The sequence below is a fragment of the Serratia grimesii genome, assembly GCF_900186025.1.
In the GTDB taxonomy this organism is placed as follows: Bacteria; Pseudomonadota; Gammaproteobacteria; order Enterobacterales; family Enterobacteriaceae; genus Serratia; species Serratia grimesii.
On record NZ_LT883155.1, the window covers coordinates 2,253,036 to 2,272,751 of the forward strand.

Here is a 19,716-nt window from a genome sequence, read left to right on the forward strand (position 1 = left end):
AGTCATTATGTATCGCTACGCCTATACGTGATTGGTTATCAATGGCACAACATAGATGGATTTTTTCTTCGTTAGAAAAGTAATAGCATCATAGAGCGATATTCAGATGCTGTTATTTTTTTAAGGAGAAAGTATGAAGCTTAAATATGTTTTTTTGATTTGGCTGATGAGTTGTTTCACATCCTCGGCGTTTGCAAATGAGAGTATCAAGTATTATGGTTATGACTGGTTGGATTTCTATGAGGTCGGAAATTCCTCTTTTAGTGCTACTGAAGCGTTTAATTCAATTTATGGGGCGGGGTATAGCGCAACAAACCTTAATGTTGTTCATTCAATTAAAAACTTGAGTCTGCCAATTTGCGCTAATGGAATGTGTGCGCTTAACATTCAAGCTGGCTCAGGTGTACCGGCTGGTTCACCGTTTGTGGATATCTGTCCCGGAGCAACCTCTAACAGCGAGTGTCAGGCTGCGGGTTCCTGGAAAAACATTTGGAAAATAATTCAGGATATTAGCACCGCCAAAAATAGACCTTCGGCTATTTATTTTATTGATGAACCTTTTGATGTGCCTGCATTACAGACAAACAAAACCTATGATGCTTATCAATATGCCAGTTATGTTTGTACATTAAGACAGGCCATGAAAAATTATGGGGTTTCCATCCCTATTTATACGATACTTTCATATCGTCACTCAAAGATCCCTGCATACCTCAATGAAATACAGAATGGAGCGCCTGCGTCAGCATGCCCGGCTACAGATAAAAGTACACCTGATTGGGTTGGTGTTGATAACTATGATTGGTCTTTGGCTGATATGTGGGAAACATATAATCGTATAGCACCTCAGTCTAATAAGGAAAGCCCTAAATGGGTATTGGTTCCGCCATCTACAGCATCATTAGGTATGAACGATGAAAAACTATCATCACAAATAAAGTTATATCGAGATTTTATTGACCAATATCCTAATGCACCTGTTGTTTATGTAATGAACTGGAGATTTGATCGGGATGTGACGGAGAAACGCGAAGTCTATAAGAAATCGACGGCGTTACTTTCTTGTATGGCTAACGCCATTGTTCTGAGGCTGAAATAGAGAAATGGTGGTGCCTTGCTGGAGTCTTTAACCTTGTGAAAACACGGCCTGGCGCACAGCTGGCACCAACAATCGGCGATTTTCTCGCCACCCGTGTTTGCTCAAAGTATATACGCTATTGATTAATTTAAGCACTGTGCATGTTGCAACTTGGTGGCATGCGGGTGATGTTTATTAGGCTGATTGCATATGTCGCGACAGTAGAACCTTTAGATAGTCTTCATTATCAATGAGATGAGAACAAATGGAGTCAAACCAGCAATGGCAGCGCGGTGAATACCTGATCACCAGTGATAAACGTGATTTAAATGTCGTCTTTACGCATGCTTTTTTGACCACTTCAACGTGGGCGAGTGGTATCTCGGTGCAGACGGTGCAACTGTCAATCGACAACAGCCTGTGTTTCGGTTTGTACCATCAGCAGCAACAGATTGGTTTTGCCCGTCTGGTGACGGATTACGCCACTTTCGGTTATTTGTGTGATGTGTTTGTCTCCCCGGATTATCAGGGGCAGGGGTTAGCGCGTTGGCTGATGGATTGCACGTTGGAACACCCTGTGCTGCAACGGTTACGACGGATTATGTTGGTGACGGGCACTGCGCCGTGGTTGTACAAAAAAGTGGGTTATGAAGCGGTGAATCGCGAAGATTTTGTTTGGCATATTGTTCGACCGGATATCTACCAGCAGCACTAAGAGAAGCGGCGGTGCCATGTTGCACCGCCGCCTGTTTTAGGGTTTTTCGCTGAGCAAACCTTCCTCGTGACGTTGTAACGGTTTAAGTTTGCTGTAGAGCAGGGCGAAAACGAACAAGATTGCCTGGACGATCACAATGCAGGGCCCTGTGGCACCATCGATGTGGAAGCTGATCAAGATGCCTAGCACGCAGGAGAATACCGACACCACCGTGGCAACGATCAGCATGCGATCGAAACTGCGGCACAGCATAAAGGCAATAATGCCCGGTGCAATCAGCATCGCAATCACCAAAATTACCCCCACCGCCTGTAGCGAAGCGACAATGGTCAGCGCCAGCAGACACAGTAGGCCGTAATGTAGCAGCTTCACTGGCAGGCCAATAACTCTGGCATGGTTAGGATCGAAACAGTAGAGCATCAGGTCTTTGCGTTTGAGCAACACCACAACCAGGGTGATACCGGCCATCACCAACGTTTGTTTCAGCTCTGCATTGGTAATGCCCAGCATGTTGCCGAATAGAATGTGGCTCAGGTGCTGATCGGTATCGACACGGGAGAACAGTACGAGTCCGAAGGCAAACATGCCGGAAAAGACGATGCCCATCACCGTGTCTTCTTTCACCCGACTGTTCTCTTTCAGGTAACCAGTAGCCACTGCGCAGAAAATGCCGGAAAAAAATGCGCCGATAACCACGGGAATGCCTAGCACGAAAGCCACCACAATACCGGGAAGTACCGCATGTGAGATGGCATCGCCCATCAGGGACCAGCCTTTAAGCACCAAATAGCAGGACAAAACGGCGCAGACGACACCGGTCACGATGGCGGCCAGGATCGCCCGTTGCATAAAGGAATAGGCGAAAGGCTCGCTAAACAGCTGATACAAGGTTTCCATCAGTGGCCTCCGGTCTGTTCATGCGCCACACGTCGTTTGGACGCCAGCAAGCCATGTTTGGGCGCGAAGAAAAATGCAGCCAGGAACACCAGCGTTTGCAAGGTTACGATCACGCCACCGGTCGCGCCGTCGAGGAAGAAGCTCAAGTATGCACCGAGACCACTGGTTAGGGCACCGATAATGATGGCAATGATCACCAACCGGCTGAAACGGTCAGTCAGCAGATAGGCGGTGGCACCTGGTGTGATCACCATGGCAATCACCAAAATTGCGCCAACGGTTTGCAATGCTGCGACGGTACAGGCGCTGAGAAGCGTGAAAAACAGGATTTTCAAACGTAGCGGTGACAGGCCGATAGACACGGCGTGGTTTTCATCAAAGAACACGGCCAGCAAGTCTTTCCATACCAGACAGAGAATCAGCAGAGAAACACCGATGATAATTTCGACCTGCAATACGTCTTCGTCAGCAATACCGAGAATGTTGCCGAAGATAATGGATTGCACGTTAACCGACGTTGGATTGAGCGAAACGATCAGCAAGCCTACGGCGAAGAAAGTGGAAAAGATAAAACCGATAATGGCGTCTTCGCGTAGGCGGGTGGCGTGACGTACCAGCGTCATGGCCAATGCGGCCAGCATACCGGTGAAGAAGGCGCCGGCAGCGTACGGCAGCCCAAGCGCATAAGCACCTGCAACACCGGGCACGACGGAGTGCGATAGCGCATCGCCCATCAGTGACCAGCCTTTCAACATCAAGTAGGCCGAAAGGAATGCACAAGCGGCACCGACGATAGCACTAACCCAAATGGCCTTGACCATGTAGTTGTAACTGAAGGGTTGTAACAGAAGTTCCAGCATCAGGGTTGTTTCTCCTTTGGCTGGCTCTGCGCGGGGGGATCGCTCTTGGTATGTCCATAGAACACCGCTGGGCGCTCGTCGTCGGTCAATACTGTTACGGTACGCGGGTCGTTATCGTCGTGCAGATCTGGGCCTGAGAGGTTGATATGACGTAATACGCCGCCGAAAGCCTGTTCCAGGTTGCTCTGGGTAAAGGTGGTTTCGGTCGGCCCAGCGGCCAGCACGGTACGGTTAATCAGGATGACCCGATCGCAAAATTCTGGCACGCTGCCCAGATTGTGGGTTGAGACCAGAATCAGGTGTCCTTCATCGCGCAGTGCACGTAGCAGGTCGATAATGGCGTTTTCGGTCTTGACGTCGACACCGGTAAAAGGCTCGTCCAATAGGAGTACAGTACCTTGTTGGGCCAGAGCCCTAGCCAGAAAAACACGTTTCTTCTGGCCGCCGGACAGTTCGCCAATCTGGCGGGTGCGCAATTCGCTCAGGCCAACGCGCTCTAATGCTTTATCGACCCGCAACCGGTCTTCCTTTGACGGAATACGCAGAAAGCTCATTTTGCCGTAGCGGCCCATCATCACCACATCTTCCACCAGCACAGGGAAATTCCAGTCGACGTCTTCGGTTTGTGGGACGTAGGCGATAACATTTTTCTTCAGTGCTTGCGCGACCGGCTGCTCGTTCAGTTGCACACGGCCGGTGGTGGGGCGAACCAGCCCCATGATGCTTTTGAATAGCGTTGACTTGCCACTGCCGTTGACACCAACCAGCGCGCAGATTGCACCGCCACTTAAGCTGAAGCTGGCGTTGTGGATCGCGGTATGACCGTTGTTGTAGGTCACGGTAACGTCGTCCACGCTTAACTCAGGGCGGACAAAAACCTCAGTGGTCATTGATCAAATCCTTTGGCGATGGTTTGTACGGTAACATTGAGCAGGTCGATATAGGTCGGGACCGGCCCGTCCTGAGTGGACAGCGAATCGACGTACAGCACGCCGCCATATTTTGCACCGGTTTCTTTCGCCACCTGTTTGGCTGGCTTGTCAGAAATGGTGCTTTCGCTGAATACCACGGGGATATGATTAGCGCGGACGGCGTCGATCACTCGGCGAACCTGCTGCGGTGAGCCTTGCTCATCAGCATTGATGGGCCACAGATACACTTCTTTTAACTGGTAGTCTTTCGCCAGATAGCTGAAGGCACCTTCACTGGTTACCAGCCAACGCTGGGCTGCTGGGATGCGTGCCAGGCGTTCGCGCAGCGGTGCGTCCAACGCGGCAATTTTGGCGGCATAGGCTTTGGCATTGCGGTTATAGGTTTCAGCATTGGCCGGGTCGTGTTGCACCAGTGCCTTGCGGATGTTTTCGATATACACCAGCGCGTTGCTGGCAGACATCCAGGCATGGGGATTCGGGTTGCCGTTATACGGGCCTTCACGGATCGGGAGCGGGGTGATGCCTTCAGTCACTACGGCAGCGGGCACCTGTTTAATGTTCTCGAAGAAACGTTGGAACCAGCGTTCCAGGTTCATGCCGTTCCACAAAATAAGATCTGCATGTTGCGCTTTGACGATATCGCGTGGTGTCGGTTGATAATCGTGGATTTCGGCGCCTGGTTTGGTAATTGACTCTACCACGGCAGCGTCACCGGCGACGTTTTGAGCGATGTCTTGAATGATGGTGAAGGTGGTCACCACGCGCAGTTTTTTTTCCGCTAACGCAGCATGGCTAGTAAGACTGACGGTCACTAATAGGCACAGCAGTGCGAAAGGGCGGCAACATGTCCACACCCGAATAATTGACAGGCGTGGAAAAGTGTGTTCTTTCAAAAGCATGGTGACATCTCCTGGCTCAAATGAAAATGATTATCAATATCAATTAGAGCAAAGTCAAGCGTCACCTGCAGATTCACTGCCGGTTATTTCCTCAACAGAAAAAATAATACCGTCCGGTAAGTTATAGCATTTTATGTATCAGTATGTAACCGCTTAACGTAGTCGTCATAGGTGACAATTTCGACCTCTGGGGTTTTTCGCAATGCCACCTCGCCAAGCTTCTGCGCCAATAACAGCACATCCTTTTGATCCAGTGGGGTTATTAACGCGAAACTGTTACTCCCCAGCTCGTGCGGAACGCCCTGTTCGTCAGTCACTGACGTGACAAATCCCTGAAGGGTTAATTGTCCTGTTAGCTTGGCTAAATCAGCTAATCCTTCTTCCTGATAACGAAAAGTCACCACAAAACACGTCGTTGCAGATTGACTCATAATTCACCTCTTGGTATACGAGTAGCTTGAGAGTAGACCAAAAAAAGCGTACAGGCGTCCTTACAAGTTGTATATGCTACGCAACTCATTGAAAGGAGTGAGGGATTCTGTGAAAACCAAAATAGGTTGCCTGACGGCAATTTTGCTGTTGTCGGGGTGCGCCAAAGACCCGCAAACCGCAAACAATAATTCAAGCAGTGGCACAACGCGTGGCGGTTGGTTAAAGACTCCCCCGCAGGCTCCGGTAAACCGCACAGGGACACCGATAGCTTATAACGATTACATTCGTCAGGCCGCCAACAGTTATGGCGTTGACGAAACGCTGATTAAAGCGATTATTCAGGTGGAGTCCGGGTTTAACCCGAACGCAGTCAGCACCTCGAACGCAGTGGGATTAATGCAGCTGAAACCTTCAACCGCCGGGCGTGACGCCTATCGACTAAAAGGAAGAAGCGGGCAACCAAGCTCGCGTGAGTTGAAGGATCCGGCGGTCAATATTGATCTGGGAACAGCCTATATCAATATTCTTCAAAGCCAGCAGCTAGCCGGGATCAATGATCCACAAACGTTGCGTTATGCCACCATTGTTTCTTATGTGAATGGGGCAGGTGCCATGTTACGTACCTTCTCATCCGATAAGCGCGTGGCGGTAAACCGCATCAATCAAATGAGCCCGGATGAGTTTTATCAACACATCCAGAAAAAGCACCCAGCCCCACAGGCGCCGCGCTATTTATGGAAGGTGACGACGGCCTACCAGGCAATGTCACCCTAGTTCAGCTGTCTTTGCTAAACCGGCCCCTCAATGGGGCCGTTTTTTTTAGTGGCGCGAAGTCAAATCGCGATGTATCTCTCATTTTTCGTTATTTCCCATCCTGTTACCTAAAAAACCGCACGAATAGTTAAATTTACATTAACAGCCAAATCTTTACGTTCATTCAATAAGTTACCGGTAACATTATTGCGTTTGATCACTTTTTGGCCTTCAATAAATGTACAAATAGGTAACAATTTATGTTTAAAACCCGCATCGACCGCAAGGTTGAGGTTAAATAGTTGTGATTATCTTTGGATGGAATGTGATATGTCGGACGATAAAACTAACAATTCACGGCGCGATTTCCTGTTGAAATCGATGACTTTAATCCCCGCAGCGGTAATTGGTGGCAGTGGCGTTAGCGCGCTGACAGCCACAATGCCGGCGGTTGCGGCAACAGATACCCCTAAACAAAATGACTACCAGCCCACGTTCTTCACCCCGGAAGAGTGGGCGTTCGTCAAGGCGGCGACGGCGCGGTTGATCCCTGCTGACGATCGCGGTCCTGGTGCGTTGGAAGCCGGTGTACCAGAATTTATCGATCGCCAGATGAATACCCCGTACGCGACCGGTTCTATTTGGTACATGCAGGGGCCGTTTAACCCGGATGTGCCGAAGGAAATGGGTTACCAACTGCCATTGGTGCCAAAGCAAATCTATAACCTCGGTATCGCTGATGCCGATGCTTACAGCAAGAAAACTGCCGGCAAAGTCTTTGCCGAATTGGACGCTGCACAGCAGGACGCCATGCTGCAGAAGTTTGAGTCCGGTGATGCAGAATTCGAGCAGCTACCTGCCAAGTTGTTTTTCTCCTACCTGCTGCAAAACACCCGCGAAGGCTTCTTCAGCGATCCGATCCATGGTGGCAATAAAGACATGGTCGGTTGGAAGCTGATTAATTTTCCGGGCGCGCGCGCCGATTTCATGGACTGGGTTGAGCGAGGGGAACGTTATCCCTTACCCCCGGTTTCAATTCGTGGGGAGAGGGGGTAACAATGGCAACGGTAATGAAAAAAGTAGACGCGGTGATCGTCGGCTTCGGCTGGGTTGGCGCCATTATGGCCAAGGAACTGACCGAGGCTGGCCTCAACGTGGTAGCGCTGGAACGCGGCCCGATGCGCGATACCTACCCGGACGGCTCCTACCCGCAGGTGATCGACGAACTGACCTATAATATTCGTCGCAAACTGTTCCAGGATCTGTCTAAAAGTACCGTGACAATTCGTCACAATACCAGTCAGACGGCAGTGCCTTATCGCCAGTTGGCGGCATTCCTGCCGGGTACCGGCGTGGGTGGTGCAGGCCTGCACTGGTCAGGTGTGCATTTCCGTATCGATCCTATCGAGCTGCGCATGCGTAGCCATTACGAAGAGCGTTATGGCAAAAGCTTCATTCCGAAGGACATGACCATCCAAGACTTCGGCGTAACCTATGACGAGCTGGAACCCTTCTTCGACAAGGCTGAGAAAGTGTTCGGCACTTCCGGCACGGCCTGGACAGTCAAGGGCCAAAAGATGGCGCCAAAGGGCGGCAACCCTTTCGCGGCAGACCGTTCCGACAACTTCCCGTTGCCCGCGCAAAAGAATACGTTTTCAGCACAGTTGTTTGAAAAAGCGGCACGGGACGTGGGTTATCACCCTTACAATCTGCCGTCAGCCAATACTTCAGACTCCTACACCAACCCGTATGGTGCGCAGATGGGGCCGTGCAACTTCTGCGGTTTCTGTAGTGGCTACGCCTGCTACATGTATTCCAAAGCGTCGCCAAACGTCAATATCTTGCCGGCGTTGCGGATGGAAAAACGCTTCGAGCTACGCACCAACGCCAACGTACTGAAGGTGAACCTGACTGACGATAAATCTCGTGCAACTGGCGTGAATTATATCGATGCGCAGGGCCGTGAAATCGAACAGCCGGCCGAGTTGGTGATCCTGGGCGCGTTCCAGTTCCACAACGTGCATTTGATGCTGCTGTCTGGCATTGGCAAGCCTTACGACCCCGTGACGGGTGAAGGTGTGGTAGGACGTAACTTTGCTTACCAAAATCTGACCACTATCAAGGCGTTCTTTGACAAGGACGTGTTTACCAACCCGTTCATTGGTGCCGGCGGTAATGGTGTGGGTGTGGACGACTTCAACGCCGACAACTTTGACCACGCAAAAGAAGGCTTCGTTGGTGGTTCGCCGTTCTGGGTTAACCAGGCAGGGACTAAACCTATCTCTGGATTGCCAACTCCTCCAGGCACTCCGACGTGGGGCAGCAAATGGAAAGCGGCGGTGGCGGATGCTTATACCCATCATGTCTCGATGGATGCCCACGGCGCGCACCAGTCATATCGCAGTAACTATCTGGATCTTGATCCTAACTACAAGAACGTGTTCGGCCAACCGCTGCTGCGTATGACGTTTGACTGGCAGGAAAACGACATCAAGATGGCGCAGTTCATGTTCGATAAAATGGCACCGATCGCCAAGGCCATGAACCCGAAACTGATTTCTGGCAGCCCGAAAAACGCCAACAGCCACTTTGATACTACCAGCTACCAAACCACGCATATGAATGGCGGTGCGGTAATGGGCGAAGATCCGAAGACCAGCGCGGTAAATCGCTACTTGCAAAGCTGGGACGTACATAACGTGTTCTCGATCGGCGCATCGGCTTTCCCGCAGGGGCTGGGTTACAACCCGACCGGCACCGTAGCCGCGTTGGCTTACTGGTCTGCACGCGCTATCCGCGAGCAGTATCTGAAAAACCCAGGCCCTTTGGTGCAGGCATAAGGACGGCGACTGATGAAAGCATTTGTTCCCGCACTGGTTCTCAGTGCACTGAGTTTCTCCGTCTGGGCGCAGGACGCCACGGTCAGCAGCGAGCTGATCAAACGCGGCGAATATCTGGCGCGTGCCGGTGACTGCGTGGCCTGCCATACCAATGGCAAAAGCGGTAAAGCGTTTGCTGGTGGTCTGGCGATGGAAACGCCGATCGGCACTATTTACTCCACCAACATCTCACCGGATAAGAAAACCGGCATTGGTGATTACAGTTTTGAAGACTTCGATAACGCAGTGCGTAAAGGGGTCGCCAAAAACGGCAGCACCTTGTACCCGGCAATGCCGTATCCGTCGTTTGCTCTGGTGAAAGAAGACGATATGCGTGCCATGTACGCCTATTTCATGCATGGCGTGGAACCGGTGGAGCAGGCTAATAAGGATTCCGACATTCCTTGGCCGCTGTCGATGCGTTGGCCGTTGAGCATCTGGCGCGGTATGTTTGCGCCATCGCCGGCGGACTTTGTGGCTGACGCTAAGGCCGATCCTGTGATTGAGCGGGGTCGTTATCTGGTAGAAGGTTTGGGCCACTGTGGTGCTTGCCATACGCCACGCAGCATCACGATGCAGGAAAAAGCACTGAGCAATAACGACGGTGACAACTATCTGTCCGGCAGCAATGCGCCGATCGACGGTTGGGTTGCATCCAGCTTGCGTGGTGACAATAAGGACGGACTGGGAACCTGGAGTGAAGCCGAGCTGACCGAATTCCTGAAAACCGGTCGTAATGACAAGTCGATCGTATTCGGCGGCATGAGTGACGTGGTCGAGCACAGCTTGCAGTACCTGAGCGATGAAGACCTGACGGCGATCTCGCGTTACCTGAAAACACTGCCGCCGAAAGATGGTAAGCAGCAGGCTGCGCCAGTCGAAGACAGTGTCGCTAAGGATCTGTGGCGTGGTAACGACAGCAAGCCAGGCGCGGCGTTGTACGTCGATAACTGTGCCGCCTGCCACCGTACTGACGGCATCGGCTACAAACGTGCGTTCCCGGCGCTTAAAGGCAACCCGGTCGTGCAGACTGAAGATGCGACATCGTTGATTCACATCGTGTTGACCGGTAACACTACGCCGGCGGTAAAAGGGGCTGTATCCAACATCACCATGCCGCCGTTTGGTTGGCGTCTGAATGACCAGCAGGTGGCGGATGTGGTTAACTTCATTCGCTCAAGCTGGGGCAATAGCGCCAAGCCTATCAGCGCCTCTGACGTGGCCAGCGTGCGTAAAGACCGTTCGATGATCCGCGATGAGAAGGAAATGGGTAGTGCAGCGGTGCCGGAACACCCGGACGCTAACAAGTAACTCCTACTGAGGCCTCGTAAGAGGCCTCAGCTTTTTGTGCTCCCCGCGGCGATTTTTAGCGCGATAATTGTTCACGAAGCAGACAGTCAGCAAGCGAAAGATAGACCCGGACAGCATTTTTAATTATCCTTTGCCGTCCTTTTATCAGGCATAAGAATGAAATTCTGAGTTAATCCACTGATTATTATTAAAAATTCGCGGAGAAGGATATCCCGTTAGGCGCAATCGTTGTCGCCGCAGATTAAGGTAAGCTTTCCTATGAGTACGATTTCTCCCGATTCAGGCACGCTGGCTTCGGCCCAGCCGGGCAAATGGAATAAGACTGACACCGTCTGGATGTTTGGTCTTTACGCCACTGCGGTGGGTGCAGGCACGTTATTCCTGCCAATCAATGCCGGGTTGAACGGCCCGTTGGTTCTGGTACTGATGGCGTTATTTGCCTTCCCACTGACCTATTTACCCCACCGCGCACTGAGCCGTTTTGTACTTTCCGGCTCCAGCCGCGACGGCAATATCCATGATGTAGTGGTTGAGCACTTCGGTGTACTGGCCGGCAAAATCATCATGGTACTGTACCTGATGGCGTTCTTCCCGATTGTGCTGGTGTACAGTATTTCGATTACCAACGCGCTCGACAGTTTCCTGATCCATCAGTTTCATATCACGCCATTGCCACGTATCTGGTTGAGCCTGGTCGTTGTGGTTGTGTTGAACCTGGTTCTGTTGCGTGGCAAAGACGCCATTGTTTCGGCGATGGGGATGCTGGTGTTCCCGCTGCTGGTGTTTTTGATGGGTATTTCACTGTACCTGATGCCAACCTGGCAAACGGCCAACTTTGTCAGTGGCCTGGCCAACACGCAATTCAACAGCCCTGATTTATGGCATTCATTGTGGTTGGCTGTACCGGTAATGGTATTTTCTTTTAGTCATGCGCCGATCATTTCGTCGTTTGCCTCGACCCAAAAGAGCCTGTATGGCGATCTGGCTGAACGTCGCTGCGCACGTATCATGCGCTACAGCTACGTCCTGATCTGCGTCACGGTACTGTTCTTTGTCTTCAGTTGCGTGTTAAGTCTGTCTCATGAGGATATGCAGCAGGCAAAAGAACAAAACATAACCGTGCTGACCACGCTGGCGAACAAATTCTCTAACCCATTGATCGCCTATCTTGGCCCGATGATGGCGATGTTGGCGATGGCCAAGTCTTATCTGGGTACCTCACTGGGCGTGACCGAGGGAGCGACCAGTCTGATTGACGGCGTGACACGTGCTGTTGGTAAACCCTTAAGCTCGCGTATTACGCACCGAATTTCCGCTGTGTTACTGTTCCTGCTGACCTGGGCGGCGACCGTCTGGAACCCAAGTGCGTTGCATATTATCGAAACCATCAGTGGCCCGCTGATCGCAGCGATCCTGTTTATTCTGCCGATGTATGCGGTACGCGCGGTACCTGCAATGCGTCGCTATCGTGCGTTAAGCAATATCTTCGTACTGGTGATGGGGCTGATTGCGTTGTCGGCGCTAATATACGGCCTGATTTAATCTCAGTGGTGCGCCGGTTCCGGCGCACCACCTTGTTTCTGTTCACATCTCTTTTCAATTAACCGAAAACTCGCCTGGCGTTCTCTTTGATAATGGGAGCAGTTCTCATTATTATTTCTGGATTAATTTCCTACGCTAAGGAGTGTTACGTGCACCGTCGAATGACCTTGTTGGCTTTAGCCTGCGCCTGTGGTTTGTCTGCTCAGGCGATGGCGACCACTTATCCGCTCACCCTGACGGATACCGCCGGTCAAACTCTGACCATTAAACAAGAGCCTAAACGCATTGTGGTGCAGGACGGTCGCGATATTCTGACCCTGGCCTTGCTTGACCGCGCCGATCCCTTTAACCGTCTGGTGGCGTGGAATAATCTGCTGAAGAAAAGTGATGGCGAGACCTGGAAAATCCTGCAAAGTAAGTGGCCTGAAGCAAACAACATTATTGATATGGGGTTCAGCGACAAGGGCGAGGTTAATCTGGAAAGCGTCATCGCTAAGCATCCCGATTTGATGGTGGCGCAGCTGCGTTCTAAACCGTCCCTGAGCCAGACTGGCGTACTGGACAAGCTGCAAGCACTGAATATCCCGGTGTTGTTTATCGATACTATGCTTAAGCCAGTGGAGAACACCCCGAAAAGCATCACCCTGTTGGGGGAAACGCTAAACCGTGAAAGTGAAGCGAAACAGTACACGGACTTTTATCAGCAGCACTATCAGCGCATCCTCGATAAAACCAAAACGGTAGAGCCAAAGCCTCTGGTATTTATTGAGGCGAAAGCCGGCCTGAATGGGCTGGAGTCTTGTTGTTTCACGCATGCACATGTCGGCTGGGGTGGGATGATTGAAGCGGTAGGCGCACGCAATGTGGGTTCGGAACTGTTACCGGGCGCGACGGGCGACGTATCGCTTGAGAAAGTGATCAGCATGAAGCCAGATGCCTATATTGTTTCCGGCTCCCAGTGGGCCAGTAAAACCAACGCCGCAGTGCCTTTTGGCTACGGTGTGACGCAACAGCAGGTGGATGATGCGTTCAACAGAATGAAACAGCGTCCGGGCTTTGCCCAGCTTTCCGCGGTAAAAGACGGTCGCTTCTATGGCATTTATCACAACTTCTACAATCATCCGTACAATATCGTTGGACTAGAGTATCTGGCGAAGTTTATCTATCCGAATCAGTTCAAGGATTTGGACCCGGCGAAAACCTACAGTGAGATCCTCAGTCGTTTTACCGAAGTGCCGGAAGGTAAGGGGATTTTAGGCGCGCAGGCGCCGGCAGGTAAATAAGTGAAGCGGGCGCGGCAATCGCGCCCGTTAAACGGATTAGGCGACGGCAGGGGTGTAGGTAGAGATGATCTCCAATATGCCGTTGATAATAAATTGCACACCCATACACACCAGTAAGAACCCCATCAGTCGAGATATTGCCTCAATGCCACTTTGACCCACGAGACGCATGATAGCGCCGGAGCTGCGCAAGCAGGCCCACAGGATCAACGAGACCGTCAGGAAGATAGACACGGGGGCGACCAGCAGTACCCAGTGTGCAAATCCCAGTGTGTTTTCTTTCACACTTGAGGCCGAACTGATGATCATGGCAATGGTCCCCGGGCCAGCGGTGCTGGGCATCGCTAGTGGGACAAAAGCGATATTGACGGAGGTTTTCTTGCGCAATTCGTTATTCTTGGTTTCAATCTCGGGCGCCTCTTCCGCGTGTTGTTGAGGGAACAACATACGAAAGCCAATAAATGCCACGATCAACCCACCGGCAATACGCAAGCCGGGAATAGAAATCCCGAAGGTGTTCATGACCAACTGACCGGCATAGAACGCCACTGTCATGATGAAGAACACATAGACTGACGCCATCAATGATTGTTGATTGCGCTCTTCACGCGTCATGTTGCCCGATAGCCCGAGCAATAGCGCGACCGTGGTGAGTGGATTGGCCAGCGGCAGCAGTAGCACCAAACCCAGCCCAATGGCCTGGAATAACTGCAGAATACTCGTCATGGATCAGACTTCCTGTTTTCAGTGAATATTGTGACGCAGCATAAAGTCATACCCTAACTTGTCGCGCGTTCAGCGGCAACGGGAGGGAAATCGACCTGTAAATATAGAGGAATGGTGTTCGCAGCTCATTATCCCTGAGTGCTGGAGGGGGTTAGCTCAGGAACAGCGTCAGTATTTGCATCATCGTCATTCACACAATCGCTGGTTATCTCTTGTGTATCCTCACACTCCATTGGGGGTTCGTTCACCGCAATGGCTCTTGGGTGGCGGTCTGCCCCCAGGTGCAACAGCGCAAAAATAGCCACTAACACGATGCAGGCACCAACGAGTAACTTCAATAACCGATTCATGATGCGGGATGCTGTCTCAACTCTGCCGTTAATGGCATCAGGATAGCGGGAGCGGGGCATGTTCGCCATAGCTGATTTACGCAATATTCTTGCTTGTCTACTCTGAACCGATTTGGGGTGGCGACATCCAAAATTTCGGTGTGTTGGCATCCTTGTCTCTAGATCCCAATTTAAGAGGTTAGGGCTTTGTAACTCACACCTACTGATTACTATTAAATATTTTATTTTAGTGCGGTGAGGCCAGGTGCCTTGATTGCAGAATAGACACTCTGGCTTAGACGGCCTCTTACTTTCCCCATTAGAAGCGTGGCAACAAACTCCGGGTAGATGGCGCGCTAATCATAGTGTTACACTGTTCGTTCCGTTATGGCGTCGCACCATGGCACATATGCATTATGTGTTCATGAGGGCATATATTCGGCAGGGTAAAGTTGAATAGCGTTCATAACATAATGTATTTAAACGATTTTGTATTTCTTCATGTGATCTGTCGTGTGGGTCACCACTGTAGATAAGGAATTATTAATGCCTGTTATTACTCTTCCTGACGGAAGTCAGCGTCATTTTGACCGTGCCGTTTCCCCCCTGGATGTTGCCCTTGATATCGGCCCTGGCTTGGCGAAAGCCTGTATTGCTGGCCGTGTAAACGGTGAATTGGTTGATGCCAGCGATCTGATCGAATCAGATGCGCAACTGGCGATCATCACCATCAAGGACGCCGAAGGTCTGGAAATCATGCGCCACTCCTGTGCGCACCTGTTGGGCCATGCGATCAAACAACTGTGGCCAGACACCAAAATGGCTATCGGCCCAGTGATTGACAACGGTTTCTACTATGACGTTGATATTGACCGTACCCTGACGCAGGAAGACCTGGATCTGCTTGAAAAGCGGATGCATGAGTTGGCTGACAAAGATTATGACGTCATCAAGAAAAAGGTTAGCTGGCAAGAAGCTCGCGACACCTTTGCTGCGCGTGGTGAAAACTACAAAGTGGCGATTCTGGATGAGAATATCAGCCATGACGACCGTCCTGGCCTGTATCACCACGAAGAATACGTCGACATGTGCCGCGGCCCGCACGTGCCGAACATGCGTTTCTGCCATCACTTCAAATTGCAGAAAACGTCTGGCGCTTACTGGCGTGGCGACAGCAAAAACAAAATGCTGCAGCGTATCTATGGTACTGCCTGGGCAGATAAGAAACAGCTGAATGCCTATTTGCAGCGTCTGGAAGAAGCGGCTAAGCGTGACCACCGCAAGATCGGCAAGCAGCTTGACCTGTACCATATGCAGGAAGAAGCGCCGGGTATGGTGTTCTGGCACAACGACGGCTGGACTATTTTCCGTGAATTGGAAGCCTTTGTGCGTATGAAGCTCAAAGAGTACCAGTATCAGGAAGTGAAAGGGCCATTTATGATGGACCGTGTGCTGTGGGAAAAAACCGGCCACTGGGAAAACTATAAAGATGCCATGTTCACTACCTCGTCGGAAAACCGCGAGTATTGCATCAAGCCAATGAACTGCCCGGGACACGTGCAGATCTTCAATCAGGGCTTGAAGTCTTACCGTGATTTGCCACTGCGTATGGGTGAGTTCGGCAGCTGCCACCGCAATGAGCCGTCAGGTTCACTGCATGGCTTGATGCGTGTGCGTGGTTTTACTCAGGATGACGCCCATATCTTCTGTACAGAAGAGCAGGTGCGTGCCGAAGTAAACGAATGCATCCGAATGGTCTATGATGTGTACGGCACTTTTGGTTTCGACAAGATTGCTGTGAAGCTCTCAACCCGCCCAGAGAAGCGTATCGGTACTGACGATATGTGGACTCGTGCAGAGGAAGATTTGGCTGCCGCGCTGACTGAAAACGGGATTCCGTTTGAATATCAGCCGGGTGAGGGTGCCTTCTACGGACCAAAAATTGAATTTACTCTGCATGATTGTTTGGATCGTGCATGGCAATGTGGTACCGTGCAGCTCGATTTCTTCTTACCGGGTCGTTTAGGCGCGTCGTATGTTGGCGAAAACAACGATCGCGTGGTTCCGGTAATGATTCACCGCGCTATTTTGGGCTCCATGGAGCGTTTCATCGGTATCCTTACCGAAGAATACGCAGGGTTCTACCCGACTTGGATTGCTCCGGTGCAGGTGGTGGTGATGAATATCACCGACAGTCAGTCTGATTATGTCCAGCAATTGACCAAAAAACTGCAGGACGCAGGTATTCGCGTGAAAGCGGACTTGAGAAATGAGAAGATTGGCTTTAAAATTCGCGAACATACTTTACGACGGGTTCCTTACATGTTGGTGTGCGGTGATAAAGAGGTCGAATCAGGCAAAGTTGCCGTTCGTACCCGCCGTGGCAAAGACCTGGGAAGCCTGGACGTAAATGAAGTCGTAGACAAGCTGCTGAAAGAGATTCGCAGCCGTAGTCTTCATCAACTGGAGGAATAAAGTATTAAAGGCGGAAAACGAGTTCAACCGGCGCGTCCTAATCGCATTAACAGAGAAATTCGCGCGCAAGAAGTTCGCCTAACCGGCGTCGATGGCGAGCAGATTGGTATTGTCAGTCTGAATGAAGCTCTTGAAAAAGCTGAGGAAGCGGGTGTTGATTTAGTAGAAATCAGCCCAAATGCCGAACCGCCAGTTTGTCGAATCATGGATTACGGCAAATTCCTCTACGAGAAGAGCAAGTCGACAAAAGAACAGAAGAAGAAGCAAAAAGTTATTCAGGTCAAGGAAATCAAATTCCGTCCTGGTACCGATGATGGCGACTATCAGGTAAAACTACGCAACCTGATTCGCTTTCTTGAAGATGGCGATAAAGCCAAAATCACCCTGCGTTTCCGTGGGCGTGAGATGGCGCACCAACAGATCGGTATGGAAGTGCTTAACCGCGTCCGTAAAGACCTGTGTGAAGATTCTGATTTGGCCATTGTCGAATCCTTCCCTACGAGGATCGAAGGCCGTCAGATGATCATGGTGCTCGCACCGAAGAAGAGGCAGTAAGGCCTCCAAGTAATAGAACTCACGCAGCGCTTGCGTTGTGTGGGTTTTATTCGCCTAACTGATTCGTTGTTTAACAATGCGAAGTGGATTTAATTAAAATGCCAAAGATTAAAACTGTACGTGGTGCAGCCAAACGCTTCAAAAAAACCGGCAGCGGTGGTTTTAAGCGCAAGCATGCTAACCTGCGTCATATTCTGACCAAAAAAGCAACCAAGCGTAAACGTCACCTGCGTCCGAAAGGCATGGTGTCTAAAAACGATCTGGTCCTGGTTACCGCGTGCCTTCCGTACGCATAAACCTTTTTTTTTGAATCTAGAATAAGACTTTAGGAGAGAGCATATGGCTCGCGTAAAACGTGGTGTAATTGCACGCGCACGTCACAAGAAAATTTTAAAACAAGCGAAAGGTTACTACGGTGCCCGTTCGCGCGTTTATCGTGTTGCCTTCCAGGCAGTAATCAAAGCAGGTCAGTATGCTTACCGTGACCGTCGTCAACGTAAGCGTCAGTTCCGTCAGCTGTGGATTGCACGTATCAACGCAGCTGCACGTGTAAACGGCCTGTCTTACAGCAAATTCATTAACGGCTTGAAAAAAGCTTCTATTGAAATTGACCGTAAGATCCTGGCTGATATCGCAGTCTTCGACAAAGTGGCCTTTGGCGCACTGGTTGAGAAAGCGAAAGCAGCACTGGCGTAAGTCAGTTATAAAGAGGGAGCTTGCTCCCTCTTTAATCTTTGTTTTTCAGCTACACACATTGACTTTTATTGACCACCGCTATATCACTGGTGGACAATCATTGACTAGGTAACGCAATCATGAAAGCTGCTATTTTTCGTTTCTTTTTTTACTTTAGCGCCTGAACTCAGGAGGCTTTGCGCGTAAGAAAAGAAACGAAAAGTAGCGCCTAAGCCTCCCTTGTGGAGGCTTTTTTGTTTCTAGCCATCTTCATTATTGCCTGACGGCAAGTTGAAATGCTTTGGAGATGCGCTAAAGGCGTGTTCGAATAATAGATAACAATTACTTAGAGCCATATCGGCCAGAGGAAGAGGAAAGCAATGCCACATCTCGCAGAGCTGGTTGCCAATGCCAAGGCAGCCGTAGAAGATGCCCAGGATGTTGCCGCGTTAGATTTGGTACGCGTCGAATATTTAGGCAAAAAAGGTCATTTCACCTTGCAGATGCAATCGCTGCGTGACGTGCCGGCGGAAGATCGCCCGGCTGCCGGTGCCGTGATCAACCAGGCGAAACAGGCGGTGCAGGAAGCGCTGAACGCGCGTAAAAACACGCTGGAATCTGCCGCGTTGAACGAGCGTCTGGCCGCAGAAACCATCGACGTCTCTTTGCCGGGCCGCCGTATGGAAAATGGTGGATTGCATCCGGTGACGCGTACTATCGATCGTATCGAAGCTTTCTTCGGCGAATTGGGCTTCTCCGTGGAGACCGGGCCGGAAATTGAAGATGACTATCACAACTTCGACGCGTTGAATATCCCGGGTCATCACCCGGCGCGTGCTGATCACGATACCTTCTGGTTCGATGCTACGCGCTTGCTGCGCACCCAGACTTCCGGCGTGCAGATCCGTACGATGAAGAACCAGCAGCCGCCAATCCGCATTATTGCACCAGGTCGTGTGTACCGTAACGATTACGACCAGACGCATACCCCGATGTTCCATCAGATGGAAGGCCTGATTGTTGATAAAGACATCAGCTTCACCAACCTGAAGGGGACGCTGCATGATTTCCTGAATAACTTCTTTGAAGAAGATTTGCAGGTTCGTTTCCGTCCTTCTTACTTCCCGTTTACCGAACCTTCCGCTGAAGTGGATGTGATGGGCAAAAATGGCAAGTGGCTGGAAGTTCTGGGCTGCGGCATGGTTCACCCGAACGTGCTGCGCAACGTGGGCATCGATCCGGAAATTTATTCTGGTTTCGCTTTCGGTATGGGTATGGAGCGTCTGACGATGCTGCGTTACGGCGTTACCGATCTGCGCGCGTTCTTCGAAAACGATCTGCGTTTCCTCAAACAGTTTAAGTAAGGCGGGAATAT

General features: G+C 50.9%; 20 protein-coding genes and 1 other annotated feature. Of the genes, 14 read left to right on the forward strand and 6 right to left on the reverse strand.

Going from position 1 to position 19,716, the window contains the following annotated elements; genetic code table 11:
* Positions 1 to 133: 133 nt before the first annotated feature.
* Both SGBXF1_RS10650 and SGBXF1_RS10655 read left to right on the forward strand, forming a co-directional pair.
* The gene (locus SGBXF1_RS10650; RefSeq protein WP_186428345.1) at positions 134 to 1,099 is read left to right on the forward strand and encodes a hypothetical protein; all 966 of its coding nucleotides are present in this window, start codon (positions 134 to 136) and stop codon (positions 1,097 to 1,099) included.
* Between the two features lie 244 nt (positions 1,100 to 1,343).
* On the forward strand, positions 1,344 to 1,793 hold the full coding sequence (locus tag SGBXF1_RS10655; protein WP_061807576.1) for a GNAT family N-acetyltransferase: 450 nt from the start codon (positions 1,344 to 1,346) through the stop codon (positions 1,791 to 1,793).
* A 36-nt stretch (positions 1,794 to 1,829) separates the two neighbouring features.
* On the opposite strand, the gene SGBXF1_RS10660 is transcribed toward SGBXF1_RS10655, so the two are convergent.
* From SGBXF1_RS10660 to ghoS, 5 genes are all read right to left on the reverse strand, one after another.
* Positions 1,830 to 2,690: a metal ABC transporter permease gene (locus tag SGBXF1_RS10660; protein ID WP_186428346.1), complete on the reverse strand. Its 861-nt coding sequence runs from the start codon at positions 2,688 to 2,690 to the stop codon at positions 1,830 to 1,832.
* A complete protein-coding gene (gene yfeC / locus SGBXF1_RS10665; RefSeq protein WP_186428347.1) occupies positions 2,690 to 3,550 on the reverse strand; it encodes an iron/manganese ABC transporter permease subunit YfeC in 861 nt (286 codons plus the stop codon). The genes SGBXF1_RS10660 and yfeC overlap by 1 nt, the downstream gene beginning before the upstream one ends.
* A complete protein-coding gene (locus SGBXF1_RS10670; protein WP_186428348.1) occupies positions 3,550 to 4,440 on the reverse strand; it encodes a manganese/iron ABC transporter ATP-binding protein in 891 nt (296 codons plus the stop codon). The genes yfeC and SGBXF1_RS10670 overlap by 1 nt, the downstream gene beginning before the upstream one ends.
* A complete protein-coding gene (locus SGBXF1_RS10675) occupies positions 4,437 to 5,381 on the reverse strand; it encodes a metal ABC transporter substrate-binding protein (RefSeq protein ID WP_186428349.1) in 945 nt (314 codons plus the stop codon). Before SGBXF1_RS10675 ends, SGBXF1_RS10670 begins: the two co-directional genes overlap by 4 nt.
* A gap of 131 nt (positions 5,382 to 5,512) precedes the next feature.
* Positions 5,513 to 5,812 carry a type V toxin-antitoxin system endoribonuclease antitoxin GhoS gene (gene ghoS / locus SGBXF1_RS10680; RefSeq protein WP_037418544.1) on the reverse strand — a complete coding sequence of 100 codons (300 nt, stop codon included), beginning with the start codon at positions 5,810 to 5,812 and terminating at the stop codon, positions 5,513 to 5,515.
* A gap of 109 nt (positions 5,813 to 5,921) precedes the next feature.
* Here ghoS and SGBXF1_RS10685 point away from each other — a divergent pair, with 109 nt between their 5' ends.
* From SGBXF1_RS10685 to SGBXF1_RS10710, 6 genes are all read left to right on the forward strand, one after another.
* Positions 5,922 to 6,587, forward strand: a complete 666-nt coding sequence (locus SGBXF1_RS10685) for a transglycosylase SLT domain-containing protein (RefSeq protein WP_037418547.1) — start codon at positions 5,922 to 5,924, stop codon at positions 6,585 to 6,587.
* A gap of 309 nt (positions 6,588 to 6,896) precedes the next feature.
* Complete coding sequence (locus SGBXF1_RS10690; RefSeq protein ID WP_037418550.1) at positions 6,897 to 7,622, forward strand: gluconate 2-dehydrogenase subunit 3 family protein; 726 nt, start codon at positions 6,897 to 6,899, stop codon at positions 7,620 to 7,622.
* A 2-nt stretch (positions 7,623 to 7,624) separates the two neighbouring features.
* On the forward strand, positions 7,625 to 9,406 hold the full coding sequence (locus SGBXF1_RS10695) for a GMC family oxidoreductase (protein WP_037418554.1): 1,782 nt from the start codon (positions 7,625 to 7,627) through the stop codon (positions 9,404 to 9,406).
* Positions 9,407 to 9,418: 12 nt separating this feature from the next.
* The gene (locus SGBXF1_RS10700; protein WP_061807573.1) at positions 9,419 to 10,756 is read left to right on the forward strand and encodes a cytochrome c; all 1,338 of its coding nucleotides are present in this window, start codon (positions 9,419 to 9,421) and stop codon (positions 10,754 to 10,756) included.
* Positions 10,757 to 11,014: 258 nt separating this feature from the next.
* Positions 11,015 to 12,298, forward strand: a complete 1,284-nt coding sequence (locus tag SGBXF1_RS10705) for an SLC5/6 family protein (protein WP_037418560.1) — start codon at positions 11,015 to 11,017, stop codon at positions 12,296 to 12,298.
* A gap of 149 nt (positions 12,299 to 12,447) precedes the next feature.
* Positions 12,448 to 13,581 (forward strand): ABC transporter substrate-binding protein, encoded by a 1,134-nt coding sequence (locus SGBXF1_RS10710; protein WP_061807571.1) that lies wholly within the window; start codon positions 12,448 to 12,450, stop codon positions 13,579 to 13,581.
* A 36-nt stretch (positions 13,582 to 13,617) separates the two neighbouring features.
* Here SGBXF1_RS10710 and SGBXF1_RS10715 read toward each other — a convergent pair whose 3' ends face one another.
* Positions 13,618 to 14,307 (reverse strand): MarC family NAAT transporter, encoded by a 690-nt coding sequence (locus tag SGBXF1_RS10715; RefSeq protein ID WP_037418566.1) that lies wholly within the window; start codon positions 14,305 to 14,307, stop codon positions 13,618 to 13,620.
* Between the two features lie 875 nt (positions 14,308 to 15,182).
* Between SGBXF1_RS10715 and thrS the strand changes: the two genes are divergently transcribed.
* From thrS to pheS, 6 genes are all read left to right on the forward strand, one after another.
* Positions 15,183 to 17,111 (forward strand): threonine--tRNA ligase, encoded by a 1,929-nt coding sequence (gene thrS, locus SGBXF1_RS10720; RefSeq protein ID WP_037418568.1) that lies wholly within the window; start codon positions 15,183 to 15,185, stop codon positions 17,109 to 17,111.
* A 3-nt stretch (positions 17,112 to 17,114) separates the two neighbouring features.
* Entirely contained in the window at positions 17,115 to 17,666 is a 552-nt protein-coding gene (infC, locus tag SGBXF1_RS10725) for a translation initiation factor IF-3 (protein WP_013812633.1), read from the forward strand.
* 98 nt (positions 17,667 to 17,764) lie between these two features.
* Positions 17,765 to 17,962 carry a 50S ribosomal protein L35 gene (rpmI, locus tag SGBXF1_RS10730; protein WP_004931418.1) on the forward strand — a complete coding sequence of 66 codons (198 nt, stop codon included), beginning with the start codon at positions 17,765 to 17,767 and terminating at the stop codon, positions 17,960 to 17,962.
* 43 nt (positions 17,963 to 18,005) lie between these two features.
* Positions 18,006 to 18,362: a 50S ribosomal protein L20 gene (gene rplT, locus SGBXF1_RS10735; RefSeq protein WP_004943595.1), complete on the forward strand. Its 357-nt coding sequence runs from the start codon at positions 18,006 to 18,008 to the stop codon at positions 18,360 to 18,362.
* Between the two features lie 115 nt (positions 18,363 to 18,477).
* Positions 18,478 to 18,600, forward strand: a sequence feature (Phe leader region).
* On the forward strand, positions 18,482 to 18,526 hold the full coding sequence (pheM, locus tag SGBXF1_RS10740; RefSeq protein WP_130383008.1) for a pheST operon leader peptide PheM: 45 nt from the start codon (positions 18,482 to 18,484) through the stop codon (positions 18,524 to 18,526). (Overlaps the previous feature by 45 nt.)
* Positions 18,601 to 18,721: 121 nt before the next feature.
* Positions 18,722 to 19,705 carry a phenylalanine--tRNA ligase subunit alpha gene (pheS, locus tag SGBXF1_RS10745; RefSeq protein ID WP_037418571.1) on the forward strand — a complete coding sequence of 328 codons (984 nt, stop codon included), beginning with the start codon at positions 18,722 to 18,724 and terminating at the stop codon, positions 19,703 to 19,705.
* Positions 19,706 to 19,716 lie beyond the last annotated feature (11 nt).